Here is a 12,253-nt window from a genome sequence, read left to right on the forward strand (position 1 = left end):
CATGACGGCCGCGCAATCCGGCTTGTCTCGCCACTTTCACCGCTTTCACCATTCGGCGACGCTGCCGTCCGCGTGACGCCACACCGGGTTGCGCCAGCGGTGGCCCGTCTTCGCCATCTCGCGCACCTTCTCCTCGTTGACGTCGATGCCGAGCCCCGGGCCCTGCGGGATCGCGACGAAGCCGTCTTCGTAGCGGAACACCTCCGGGTTGCGCAGGTAGTCGAGCAGGTCGTTGCCCTGGTTGTAGTGGATGCCGAGGCTCTGCTCCTGGATGAACGCGTTGTAGCTGACCGCATCGAGCTGCAGGCACGCGGCGAGCGCGATGGGCCCAAGCGGGCAGTGCAGCGCGAGCGCGACGTCGTAGCTTTCCGCGAGCGTCGCGATCTTGCGGCACTCGGTGATGCCGCCCGCATGCGATGCGTCGGGCTGGATGATGTCGACGTAGCCGCCGGCGAGGATGTGCTTGAAGTCCCAGCGCGAGTAGAGCCGCTCGCCCAGCGCGATCGGCGTGCTGGTCTGGTTGACGATGTCGCGCAGCGCCTCGGCGTTCTCCGACAGCACCGGTTCCTCGATGAACATCAGCTTGTACGGGTCCAGTTCCTTCGCGAGCACCTTCGCCATCGGCTTGTGCACGCGGCCGTGGAAATCCACGCCGATCCCGACGTGCGGGCCGACCGCGTCGCGCACCGCCGAGACGTTCGCGATCACCTGCTCGACCTTGTCGTAGGTGTCGACGATCTGCAGCTCCTCGGAGCCGTTCATCTTCACGGCCTTGAAGCCGCGCTCGACCACCGCGCGCGCATTGTTCGCGACGTCGCTCGGGCGATCGCCGCCGATCCACGAATACACCTTGATCCGGTCGCGTACCTGGCCGCCCAGCAGCGCGTGCACGGGCACGCCGTGATGCTTGCCCTTGATGTCCCACAATGCCTGGTCGACGCCCGCGATCGCGCTCATCATGATCGGGCCGCCGCGGTAGAAGCCGGCGCGATACATGACCTGCCAGTGATCCTCGATCAGCAGCGGGTCGCGGCCGACGAGGTAGTCGGCGAGCTCTTGCACGGCGGCCTCGACCGTGTGCGCGCGACCCTCGACGACCGGCTCGCCCCAGCCGACGATCCCTTCGTCCGTTTCGATCTTGAGGAACAGCCAGCGCGGCGGGACGACGAAGGTTTCGAGGCGGGTGATTTTCATGTCGGGAGTCTCCAGGAGTGACCGGCGCGGACGTGCGGGTACCGCGCCGGTCGCGTACGTTGCGGTTATCCTAGCGTAGGCGGATAAAAAATAGTATTAATAGCATTATTGCGCAGATAGTGGGCAACCGGCGGCACGTCCGCCAACGGAGAACGATCATTCAACGCGACCTGCATGGACAGACGGCTTTCCAGCTTGCGACCGCGATCTTGCGCGGCGACTATCCGCCCGAATCGCTGCTGCCGAGGGAACCCGAGCTGATGGAGATGTTCGGTGTGAGCCGCACGGTGCTGCGCGAGGCGCTGCGCACGCTGACGTCGAAGGGGCTCGTCGAATCGCGGCCGAAGGTCGGCACGCGCGTGCGGCCGCGCCGCGCGTGGAACCTGCTCGATGCCGACCTGCTCGACTGGTATGCGCGCGTCGCGCCGCCGCTCACGTTCGCGCTGAAGCTGCAGGAGATGCGCGAGATGATCGAGCCGCACGCGGCCGCGCTGGCCGCGCGCGCACATGGCCCGGGCGGCTTCGATGCGATCGAGGACGCGGTGCGTGCGATGGCCGCCGCACGCAACATCGACGAATGGGTGCGCGCCGACCTGCGCTTTCACCTGAGCGTGCTGGAGGCCGGCGGCAACGAACTGCTGGTGCCGCTTGGCGCGCTGATCGACCGCACGCTGGAAGCGCAACTGCATCTGAATGCGCGGCGCGCGCACGTGTTCAACGCGTCGCTCGCCGAGCACACGGCCGTCAGCGATGCGATCCGCGTGCGTGACGAGGACGGCGCGCGCCGCGCGATGACGACGCTGCTCGCGGTGACGCGCGCGCGGATCGAGATGTCGTGACGGGCGCGGCGCCGGCGCGCCGTCAGGCGTTCGCGCAGCCGCCGGGCTTCAGCACGCGTTGCGTCGACGCCGGGTATTTCGCGAGCAGGCTCGCCGGCCGGCGCGGGCGCGCGACCAGATCGCCGCCGCAGTTCGGGCAGCGGCCCTTCAGCACGTCGTCGGCGCAGCTCGCGCAAAAAGGCTGGCCGCCCGCGTACACTCAAACGTACAAATACGTGCCTCCGCCGAATCGGGCGGCAGATCCTTGTCGCAGCATTCGCAGCCGGGGCGCAGTTCGAGCATGGCGGTTTCCTCGTGATCGGAGCGGTTCGGGACGGCCGTCGCCGGACATTGCGCACGGTGCGGCTGCGCGCTACTGTACGCGCTTGAGTCGGCCCGGCCAACGGTGTCCCGCCGGGGTGCCGTCGACGCGCACGGGCTGCCTCGGGAGACGACCATGCTTTATCGCGGAAGCTGTCACTGCGGCGACGTGAAGTTCGAGGCGGAAGGCGACCTGCAGGGCGTGATGGCCTGCAACTGCTCGATCTGCCAGCGCAAGGGTGCGTTGATGTGGTTCGTGCCGCGCGAGCACCTGAAGCTGCTCACGCCCGACGAGAACCTCGCGACCTACATGTTCAACAAGCACGTGATCCGGCATCGCTTCTGCAAGCGCTGCGGGATTCACCCGTTCGGCGAGGGCACTCATCCGAACGGCACCGCAATGGCCGCGATCAACGTGCGATGCCTCGAGGATGTCGATATCGACGCGCTGCCTGTCACGCACTTCGACGGCCGCTCGCACTAGCGCCGGCAGCAGCGTGAGCCGGCCTCGGACGGCGCGTCGTCGCGCGAGTGCCCGTTGCCGTCAGGACGGCTCGACCGGCGCCGGCATTTCGGCCTGCGGCGCCGGGCCTGTCGTGCGCGTGCCGGCCTCGGCCGGGCGCTCGATCAGCGGCGCGAGCGCCGGCGCCATCGACTTCAGCAACTGCACGGCCATCGCGCTCGTGAAGTCGTAGCGGGCCGCGTACGGCTCGTGCGCGGTCGCCGTCAGCACGCCGAAGAAGCGGTCGCCGAGCACGAACACGAACGTGCCGCTGCGATTGACCTTGCGCGACTCGATCAGCCGCGCGCCGCGCGCATACACGTTGAAGCGCTGGTCGCCCGTCCCCGTCTTGCCGTACACCGCCAGCGTCTTGCCGTCGGGCAGCGTGAGGCCGCCCGCAAGCCGCCGCCCGGTGCCGCTGAGCACGACGTCGCGCAATAGCGTGCGCGACACGTTGACGATCTCCGGCGACAGCGTCGGTTGCGGTTGCGCGGCCGCGCGCACGAAGCGCGTTTCGTACGGCGTGCCCTTCGCGAAGTCCAGGCGCGTGATCGTCTCGGTCGGTGCCTTCTCGCCGTGGTCCGCGATCAGGCCGATCAGTTTGGCGAGCGCGTCGGGCTGGTCGCCCGATGCGCCGATCGCGGCCGCATACGACGGCGTGACGTTCGCGAACGGATAGCCGAGCGCGCGCCACGCCTTCGTGATTTCCGCGTACGCCCGCAGCTCGACCATGCGGCGGATGCGGCGATCCTGGGTCGCGTGGTAGCGCGTCTTGTACAGCCACGAATACGTGTAGAAGCGCGCGTCGTGGCTGTCGCGCTGCACGTCGGCGAGCGGTGCGTCCGGGTGCGCGCGCAGGTAGTTCAGCGTCCACAGCGCGAGCGGGTGGACGCTCGCGATATAGCCGCGGTCGTTCAGGTTGAAGCGGTCGATCGCGTATTTCGCGTAGAGCGCGGCGAGATCGTCGTCCGACAGCGACGCGGCCGGCGTGCCCTTCAGTTGCGCGCGCATCTGCGCATCGAACCACGCGAGCGATTCGTTCGGCGCGACGCTGCGCAGCACCGTCGCGATCTTCGGCGGCGACTTGCGCACGTCCTGCAGCATCAGCGCGAGCGCGTCGTCGGGGGCCTTGCCCGCATAGCGCGTGTAGTAGCGCTTCACGTAGACCTGGCTTTCGCCGTCGACGAACTGCGCGAGGTAATGCCGGCGCTGTTCGGGATCGTCGAGCCATGACGACGACGGGCCGGCCGCCTTCAGCATTTCGTAATGGACGATGTCGCGCATCAGCCGCACGAACACGAGGTTGACCGAATGCTCGAACGCGGCGTGCAGCGTCATGATGCGGCCGTTGTCCGACTTGTCGAAGTTCGAGAACACCTGCGCGCCGCCGCCTGTGTAGAACACGTCGGGGCTCGCCGAGTACTTGCGCTCGACCGCCGCGTCGAGCATCGCCTGCAGCGAGCGGTCGCGCGTATGCGACAGGTAGTCGAGCGCCCAGCGCGACAGCGCGTCGACCGGATCGGGCTTCACCTGCGCGAGCTGCGCGTTCGACAGGCCGGCGTAGCGTGCGTGCAGGTCGGACATGATCTGCAGGTAGGTGATCAGCGTGCGCAGCTTCGCGGTCGAGCCGAGGTTGATGCGCCCGCCGCGATTCACGTCGAACGGCTCGTTCACGCTGTCGGTCTGTACGCGCAGCATGTTCGCGCCGTTGCGATGCTCGTACAGCGTGAAGCTGTACGTCAGGTGCGACGGATCGTCCTTCGGCGCGAGCATCTCGAAGCCGTACAGGCCGGCCGCCTGCGCGCCGTCGCGGGTCGACGCCTGCGCGAGCCGTTGGGCGACGGCCTGCTGCACGCCGTTGTCGAGCGTGCTGGTCGCCTGCAGGTCGAGCTGGTCGAGCTGATACAGGTCGCTGATGCCGAGCACCGACAACAGCGATGCGCGCGCCGACGTCACGGCCTTGCGCGACACGAACGACTGCACGTGCGCGGCGGCCGGCGGCGCGCTGCGCTCGATTTGCGCGGCGAGCGCCGCATCGCGCAGCGCGGGCGAGATCACGCCGCCGCTCGACAGCAGCCGCAGATAGCTGTCCGTCAGCTTCTGCAGCGCCGGATAGCCGCGATTCAGGAAGTACGACGGCGCGCGCTGCGCGATGATCAGCGACAGCACCTCGCGGAACGTCTTGCCCTGTTCGTCGACGTTGTCGCCGGAGGTCGGCGCGGACAGGATGCGGTTCACGTCGTTGAAGTCGCGCCCGTACCAGGCGGCCAGGCCGTCGCCGATACCGGTGATTTCGCCGATGTGCGGACGCGCGGCGAGCGGCACCGAGTTCAGGTAGCGCACCAGGACCGTGCGGCGCGCGAGCATCGTCTGCGGGCCGTTCATGTACGCGAGGATCGACGCGGACGCGATCTGCCGCAGCTTCTCGGGCGGCGTCGCGGTGCGCCCGTTCGGCGAATGGCGGAATTTCTCGATCTGCGTGGCGAGCGTGCTGCCGCCCGGGCGCGCCTGGTGATGGTTGACGACGTGCATCGCCTGGTCGGCGAGCGCGCGGCTGAAGCGGCCCCAGTCGATTGCCGGATTGCGGTTCGGCTGGGTCGGGTCGAGCAGGTAGCGATCCTCGATGAACATCAGCGAGTTGGCGACCACGGGCGGCACCGTGTCGAAATCCGCGTACACGCGCTGCGGGAACACCGTCGCGAACAGCGGCGAGCCGGTCGAGTCGAACAGCATCAGCCCGGTCTGGTCTTTCTCGTCGTAAGGCAGGAACAGGCCGCGATCGGCGAGCGACAGCATCCGGTCGGAGTCGCGCGCCTGCTGGCCGACGACGAAGCCGCGCGCGAGCAGGCGCTGCTGGAATACCGGAATCATCGAATAGCCGAGCCGCGCGTCGTACGGGCCGTTCGCCGGGAAGCGGATATGGTCGCTCGGCCCCGGCTCGACGGTGTAGCCGATGTCGCGGGTGAGTTCGGACAGGTAGTGCGCCTGCAGGCGCGACGTCTCGATCTCGGTCTGTACGACGCGCGCAATGATCGCGATCGCGATCACCAGCGCGGCCAGCAAAGACCATTTGATCCACGTCCAGACCGATGCACTACCGGTCACGCGCGGCAGGATGCGATTCAGCGGCCGATTCATGGCGGCGTCTCCCTGAAGGCGCGGGCTCCGGCCGCGCCCCTCATTAAGGATTAGTTTAGTCCTCAACCGCGGGCTGCCAAGAGCGGTTCACTACGGAGATGCACCGACGCAACACGTGTGCCCGAGCCGCGCGAAGCAGGGGGCGGGAGCCGCCGGCGCCCCGGTTGGCGTGCCGTTGCGGCCGTGCGGGGAGGTGCGCAACGGGCCGGATCGATGCCGGGAAATGGTGCGCGATTACACCCTTCATTCACCTGACGAAATGGTCGATCAGGTGATCGGCGAAGAGCCGGCCTTGCGCGGAAAACGGCGCGGGCCCGGGTGCGCGATATTCATCCCGGGTGCGTCGAGCCCTCCGATACGAGGTCGACGTGGCGACCCACGATCGTGACTTCCGACACGATGGCCGGATGCCGCGTCTTGAACGCATCGATCGCGGGGGCGGGCACGTGCATGCCGAACATGACGGGGGCGGCGATTGTCAGCGACCCGGTCGGCTCGCGGCGCAGCGACGCGATCGTTTCCTCGACGCGGTCGAAATTATCGACAAATTTTCGCGGAATGCAGGTGCGATTCGATCCGGCTCGATTCGATTCGAACGGAACGCGTCGCTATCGCCACAGCAGCTTCGCGGGATCGTACCGGCGCACGGCTTCGACGAAGCAGTGGATCAGGTAGTCGCATGCGAGCGTGTTCAGCGCATCGCGCCGCGTGAGCACGCCGGCCGACACGGCCGGAATCGTCTCCTCCACGTCGATCGTGACCATCCGCTCGCGTATCCAGTCGACTTCCATGAAGTGCTTCGGCACGCACGACACGGTGTCGGTGTGCACCGACAGCGAGAACGCCGCGCTGAACGACGTGCATTCGACGATCGGCTGCGGCGCCGGGTAGCCGTGCGCGACGAACACGTTCTGCAGCAACCGGCCGATGCTTTCCGGCGACGTGTTGAGCACCCACTGCGCATCCTGCAGCTGCGCGAGCGACGTGCAGTGGCGCAGCGGATTGCTCGCGCGCGTCATCAGGATCAGCTCCGATTCGAGCAGCGGCCGGAACGTGAATTCGGGCGACAGCCGCGTCGCATCGACGATCGCGATCACGAAATCGAGCGAGCCGTCGCGCAGGCGCGGCAGTGCCGTGTCGAGAAAGCCTTCGCGCACGTCCAGGCGGATCGTCGGCATCCGCTGGCGGAATGCGTCGAGCGCGGCCGGCAGGAAGCCGAGCGACATCAGCGGCGTCAACGCGCACGCGAGCGCGCCTTCCGTGCCGCCCGACAACTGGATCACGTCGTCGCGCGCATGCTGCATTTCCGCGAGGATCAGCCGCGCGCGTGCATGGACGGCCTGCCCGAAGCGCGTGAGCTGCGCGCCGCGCGCGTTGCGCGTGACGAGCGGCACGCCGAGGTCTTGCTCGAGTTCGCGGATCGCCTTCGTGAGCGCGGGCTGCGACAAATGGATGGCGCGCGCGGCGGCGCGCAGGCTGCCGTGTTCGGCGATGGCGGCAAGCGCGCGGAGCTGGTGATGTTTCACGGCGTGGCGGGGCGCGGCAGCAGTGGCGACGTTCGTATCCTACACCGCGCCGGCGCGGGAAAAACACGTGATAACCATGCGTTATCACGATCGAAAAATGTCGCTCCGGGCTGCGTATTTTGAATGCCTAGACTGCATGCGCAGGCCGTCGAACGGGCCGCGCACCAGACACGCACAACCAGTACGGAGACACACCTTCATGAAGGCGCCCCGAGCGGACAGCATGTTCGGCGGGCATGTCGGCGACGCTGCCGCATCCCCGTCCAATCGCCAGCTGATCGTCGCAATCACGATCGGCAACGGCCTCGAATTCTTCGATCTCACCGTGTTCAGCTTCTTCGCGGTGCTGCTCGGCAAACTGTTTTTTCCGGCCGCGTCCGCGCAGCAGCAATTGCTGATGTCGGTCGCGACGTTCGGCGTCGGCTTCATCGCGCGGCCGCTCGGCGGCGTCGCGATCGGGCTCGTGGCCGACCGCTTCGGCCGCGTGCCGGCCATGAACCTCACGCTCGTCACGATGGCGCTCGGCACAGGGATGATCGGCATTCTGCCGACCTATGCGCAGATCGGCGTCGCGGCGCCCGTGCTCGTCGTGCTCGCGCGGCTGCTGCAGGGTTTTTCGGCCGGCGGCGAAGTCGGCGTATCGACGTCGCTGCTCGCCGAGCGTGCGCCGCCCGGCGAACGCGGCTACTACACGAGCTGGCAATTCGCGAGCCAGGGCGCCGCGGCGCTGGCCGGCTCGTTCGTCGGCTTCCTGCTGTCGTATTTCCTCGAGCCGGCCGCGCTCGAATCGTGGGGCTGGCGCGTGCCGTTTCTCGCCGGTGTGCTGATCGCGCCGGTCGGCCTGTATCTGCGCGCACGCTTCAATGCGATCGAGCAGCATGCGCCGGCCGCCGCTGCGCGACGCTCGTCCGCGGTGCTCGGCACCGTGCTGCGGCGCGACGGCGGCGCGGTGCTGACCGCGCTCGGCCTCGTGGTCGGCGGCACGGCCGCGCACTTCATCGTCCTCTATTACATGTCGACGTACGCGATCCGGGTGCTGCACCTGCCGATGGATACCGCGCTGTGGTGCGGGATCCTGTCCGGTGCGGTGATGTTCGTCGCCGCGCCGATCGGCGGACGCCTGTCGGACCGCGTCGGCAGCAAGCGTGTCGCACTGTGGACGCGCGTGGCGCTGACCGTGCTGATCCTTCCGGGCTTCTGGCTGATCCGCGCGGTGCCGTCGATCGCGACGATGTACGCCGTCGTGATGCTGCTCGCCGCGCTGCATTCGATCAACGCCGGCGCGAACGGCGTGATCCTCGCGGAGCTGTTTCCGAAGGGCACGCGTGCGACCGCGCTGTCGATCGCGTATGCCGGCGGCGTATCGATCTTCGGCGGCTTTGCGCAGTTCATCGTCACCTGGCTGATCGGCACGACCGGCAATCCGGCCGCGCCGGCGTGGTACGTGATCGTCTGCGGTGTGCTGTCGCTCGTCGCACTCGTGTTTGCGTCGGACCGAAGCGATCAGGATGACTGATCGTTATTCTTATTCTTCCATTCGCCCCATGACTACTACCGTTCCGTTTTCGTCGTCGCCTGCCGACGTCGCCGCCGGCGACCTGTGCGACCTGCCCGCACGCACGATGCTCGAGCTGCTGAAGTCCCGGCAGATCGGCGCGTGCGACCTGCTCGATGCGCATCTCGCGCGAATCGCGACGGTCAATCCGCGCGTGAATGCGCTTGTCACCCTCGTCGATCCCGATGCGCTGCGCGCCCGGGCGCGCGAGCTCGATGCGCGCTGGATGCGCGGCGAATGGCAGGGGCCGCTGCACGGGCTGCCGGTGTCGCAGAAGGATCTGACCGCGACGCGCGGCGTGCGCACGACCTTCGGTTCGCCGTTGTTCGCCGATCACGTGCCGCAGCATGACGCGCTGATCGTGCGCCGCTGCGCGAGCGCCGGCGCGCTGATGATCGGCAAGTCGAACACGCCGGAATTCGGCGCCGGCTCGCATACGTTCAACGAGGTGTTCGGCACCACGCGCAATCCGTGGGACCTGACGCGCTCCGCGGGCGGCAGCAGCGGCGGCGCGGCGGCCGCGCTCGCATGCGGGATGAATCCGCTCGCGTGCGGCAGCGACATGGGCGGCTCGCTGCGCAACCCGGCCGCGTGGAACAACGTCGTCGGGCTGCGGCCGTCGTCCGGCCGCGTGCCGCGTGCACCGGACCTCAACGGCTGGGCGACGCTCGGCGTCGACGGGCCGATGGCGCGCGATGTCGCCGATACCGCGTTGCTGCTGTCGGCGATCGCCGGGCCGAGCGGCGAAACGGCGACCGAAATCGCGGAGCCGGGCGCGCGCTTCGCGCAGCCGCTCGAACGCGATTTCCGCGGCACGCGGATCGCGATGTCGCGCGGTCTGCCCGGCGTGCCGGTCGATCCCGAGATCCGGCGCGCGGTGGACGCGCAGGCGCGCGTATTCGCGTCGCTCGGCTGCGAAGTCGAATTCGACGACCCCGATCTCGCCGAAGCCGAGGACGTGTTCCGGATCGAGCGCGCGTGGATGATCGGCACGCTGGTCGACGGTTTCGACGAGCGGCAGCGCGCGGCGCTGAAACCCGAGCTCCTCGACGAATACCGGCTGCATCGCTCGCTCACGGCCGCGGATCTCGGCCGCATGTTCGTGACGAAGACGCGCCTGTTCGAACGGATGCGCGCGTTCATGCGGCGCCATGCGTTCTACGTGCTGCCGACGACCCAGGTGATGCCGTTCGACGCCGCGCTGCGCGCGCCCGCCGATGTGCTCGGCATCGCGAATACCTCCTACATCGACTGGATGCGCGTGTGCTGGCTGCTGTCGTCGACCGAGGCGCCGATCCTGTCGGTGCCGTGCGGCTTCTCCGCGACCGGCTTGCCGATCGGCATGCAGATCGTCGGCCGCTACCGCGACGACTGGGGCGTGCTGCAACTCGGCCATGCGTACGAAGTCGCGGCCGGCCGTTGCTGGACGCCGCCGCCCGTCGTCATCGACGCACTGCGCTGACCATTTTTCCCGGCTGACACCGGACCGTTCCGGTTCGTGCCGGCAGGCCGCGCGCCTGCGGGGGGCGCGCACGCCTGCGTTTGGCCATTCGACCCGCGCAATGGAGATCTCTCGATGAAAAAACGGCTGTTGGCAGGCGCGGGCGTCGCGCTGATCGCGGGTGCGGCGCACGCACAGAGCAGCGTCACGCTGTACGGCATTATCGATGAAGGGCTGACCTACACGAGCAATGTCGCGTCGACCGGTGCGAACGGCACGGTAAGCGGCAAGCCCGCGCTGCGGTTGCTGGGCGGCGTGCAGCAGGCAAGCCGCTGGGGGCTGCGCGGCAGCGAGGATCTCGGCGGCGGACTGGCGGCGGTCTTCACGCTCGAGAACGGGTTCGATCCGAGCACCGGCAAGCTCGGGCAGGGCGGGCTGATCTTCGGCAAGAAGGCGTTCGTCGGGTTGTCGGGGCCGTTCGGCACCGTGACGCTCGGCCGGCAGTACGACACCAACGTCGACTTCCTCGGCCCGCTCGAGGCCGCCGCGCTGTTCGGCGGCTACATGGTTGCGCACCCCGGCGACCTCGACAACGTGAACAACGCGAACTCGACCAACAACGCGATCAAGTTCACGAGCAACGACTACGGCGGGTTCCGCTTTGCGGCGATGGTCGGGATCGGCGGCGTGGCGGGCGCGGCGACGCGCGACCAAGTGTGGTCGGCGACCGTCGGCTATACGCGCGGGCCGCTCGCGGTGGCGGCCGGCTACCTGAATGCGCGCAACCCCAACGTGTCGTTCTTCGGCACGACCGGCAGCCCCGCGCCGACCGTGGGCGGCGTGCCCGGCAACAACATGCTGTCGCCGGTGTATTCGGGCTATGCATCGGCGCGCGCGCTGCAGGTCGCGGCGGTGGGCGGCACCTACGCGATTGGCGCGGTGACGCTCGGCGCGATGTATACGAACACGTCGTTCCGCCAGCTCGGCGACCTGTCGTCCGGACCGAACCCGGGCGGCGTGTCCGGCAACGCGGTGTTCAACAACGCCGAAGCGAGCGTGCGCTACCAGTTCACGCCCTATCTGTTCGGCGGCGTCGCGTACGACTACACGCGCGGCGGCGGCGTGAACGGACGTGACGGCGCGACATATCATCAGGTCGCGGCCGGGCTCGATTATTTCCTGTCGAAGCGTACGGACGTCTATGTGACCGCCGTCTATCAGCACGCGTCGGGCACCGATTCGACGGGGTATGCGGCCGTCGCGGCGATCAACGGCCCGGGCGCGTCCGCGAACGACCGGCAGCTGGAGGCGCGCATCGGCATGCGGCACAAGTTCTGACGTGCCGAGCCGGACGGTGGAGATCGGCCGCACGGTGATATCCTCGCGAAACGCCCGCGACCGACGGGCGGATACCGATTGCCCGCACGCGGCCCGATGCTGCGTTGCGCGGCGTTTCCGAGGGAGAGCCGAACATGAGCCGAAAATTCATTCTGAAGGGCGACACGACCGACCATGGCGGCGTCGTGCTCGACGGAATCGCCAATTCGTCGTTCGACGGCCGCGAGCTTGCCTATCTCGGCGCGCCGGTGTTCTGCGCCACGTGCAAGACCCAGGGCGTGATCGTGTCGGACGGCGGCGAGCGGACGATGACCGTGATGGGCAAGGTCGTCGCGCTCGAACACGACCTGTGCCAGTGCCTGTGCACGCCGCAACCGAAGCTGATCCCGTCGCAGGGCACGGGGACCATCTCGGGCTGAA

9 protein-coding genes and 2 pseudogenes are annotated in these 12,253 nt (G+C 68.3%); 6 read left to right on the forward strand and 5 right to left on the reverse strand.

The genetic code is table 11. From position 1 onward, the window contains the following. Window positions 1-45: 45 nt before the first annotated feature. Window positions 46-1,194, reverse strand: coding sequence for a galactonate dehydratase (gene dgoD, locus BME24068_RS00515; protein ID WP_096507139.1), 1,149 nt, complete (start codon window positions 1,192-1,194; stop codon window positions 46-48). 155 nt (window positions 1,195-1,349) lie between these two features. Between dgoD and BME24068_RS00520 the strand changes: the two genes are divergently transcribed. Then, a complete protein-coding gene (locus tag BME24068_RS00520; RefSeq protein ID WP_420887555.1) occupies window positions 1,350-2,033 on the forward strand; it encodes a FadR/GntR family transcriptional regulator in 684 nt (227 codons plus the stop codon). 22 nt (window positions 2,034-2,055) lie between these two features. On the opposite strand, the pseudogene BME24068_RS00525 reads toward BME24068_RS00520, so the two are convergent. Further along, a pseudogene (locus BME24068_RS00525) lies at window positions 2,056-2,315 on the reverse strand (DUF1272 domain-containing protein). A 154-nt stretch (window positions 2,316-2,469) separates the two neighbouring features. Here BME24068_RS00525 and BME24068_RS00530 point away from each other — a divergent pair. Then, on the forward strand, window positions 2,470-2,817 hold the full coding sequence (locus tag BME24068_RS00530) for a GFA family protein (protein ID WP_096507141.1): 348 nt from the start codon (window positions 2,470-2,472) through the stop codon (window positions 2,815-2,817). Between the two features lie 60 nt (window positions 2,818-2,877). Here BME24068_RS00530 and BME24068_RS00535 read toward each other — a convergent pair whose 3' ends face one another. From BME24068_RS00535 to BME24068_RS00545, 3 genes and pseudogenes are all read right to left on the reverse strand, one after another. Continuing rightward, window positions 2,878-5,973: a biosynthetic peptidoglycan transglycosylase gene (locus tag BME24068_RS00535; protein WP_174924859.1), complete on the reverse strand. Its 3,096-nt coding sequence runs from the start codon at window positions 5,971-5,973 to the stop codon at window positions 2,878-2,880. Between the two features lie 347 nt (window positions 5,974-6,320). Continuing rightward, window positions 6,321-6,515: pseudogene (locus BME24068_RS35465) on the reverse strand (LysR family transcriptional regulator); the annotation flags it as partial. Between the two features lie 66 nt (window positions 6,516-6,581). Then, window positions 6,582-7,499, reverse strand: a complete 918-nt coding sequence (locus tag BME24068_RS00545) for a LysR substrate-binding domain-containing protein (RefSeq protein ID WP_096507143.1) — start codon at window positions 7,497-7,499, stop codon at window positions 6,582-6,584. A gap of 199 nt (window positions 7,500-7,698) precedes the next feature. On the opposite strand from BME24068_RS00545, the gene BME24068_RS00550 reads away from it, so the two are divergent. From BME24068_RS00550 to BME24068_RS00565, 4 genes are all read left to right on the forward strand, one after another. Beyond that, a complete protein-coding gene (locus tag BME24068_RS00550) occupies window positions 7,699-9,015 on the forward strand; it encodes an MFS transporter (RefSeq protein WP_174924860.1) in 1,317 nt (438 codons plus the stop codon). A 28-nt stretch (window positions 9,016-9,043) separates the two neighbouring features. Then, window positions 9,044-10,516: an amidase gene (locus tag BME24068_RS00555; RefSeq protein WP_174924861.1), complete on the forward strand. Its 1,473-nt coding sequence runs from the start codon at window positions 9,044-9,046 to the stop codon at window positions 10,514-10,516. Between the two features lie 114 nt (window positions 10,517-10,630). Continuing rightward, a complete protein-coding gene (locus tag BME24068_RS00560) occupies window positions 10,631-11,833 on the forward strand; it encodes a porin (RefSeq protein WP_174924862.1) in 1,203 nt (400 codons plus the stop codon). A 134-nt stretch (window positions 11,834-11,967) separates the two neighbouring features. Further along, window positions 11,968-12,252, forward strand: coding sequence for a PAAR domain-containing protein (locus BME24068_RS00565; RefSeq protein WP_096507147.1), 285 nt, complete (start codon window positions 11,968-11,970; stop codon window positions 12,250-12,252). Window position 12,253: the final 1 nt, after the last annotated feature.

The organism is Burkholderia anthina, assembly GCF_902498995.1.
In the GTDB taxonomy this organism is placed as follows: domain Bacteria; phylum Pseudomonadota; class Gammaproteobacteria; order Burkholderiales; family Burkholderiaceae; genus Burkholderia; species Burkholderia anthina.

What these genes read in the sequence shown, in the direction of transcription:
- dgoD (WP_096507139.1), bottom strand. Translation starts at nt 1,194, where the DNA reads ATGAAAATCACCCGCCTCGAAACCTTCGTCGTCCCGCCGCGCTGGCTG.
- BME24068_RS00560 (WP_174924862.1), top strand. Translation starts at nt 10,631, where the DNA reads ATGAAAAAACGGCTGTTGGCAGGCGCGGGCGTCGCGCTGATCGCGGGT.
- BME24068_RS00565 (WP_096507147.1), top strand. Translation starts at nt 11,968, where the DNA reads ATGAGCCGAAAATTCATTCTGAAGGGCGACACGACCGACCATGGCGGC.
- BME24068_RS00530 (WP_096507141.1), top strand. Translation starts at nt 2,470, where the DNA reads ATGCTTTATCGCGGAAGCTGTCACTGCGGCGACGTGAAGTTCGAGGCG.
- BME24068_RS00555 (WP_174924861.1), top strand. Translation starts at nt 9,044, where the DNA reads ATGACTACTACCGTTCCGTTTTCGTCGTCGCCTGCCGACGTCGCCGCC.
- BME24068_RS00535 (WP_174924859.1), bottom strand. Translation starts at nt 5,973, where the DNA reads ATGAATCGGCCGCTGAATCGCATCCTGCCGCGCGTGACCGGTAGTGCA.
- BME24068_RS00550 (WP_174924860.1), top strand. Translation starts at nt 7,699, where the DNA reads ATGAAGGCGCCCCGAGCGGACAGCATGTTCGGCGGGCATGTCGGCGAC.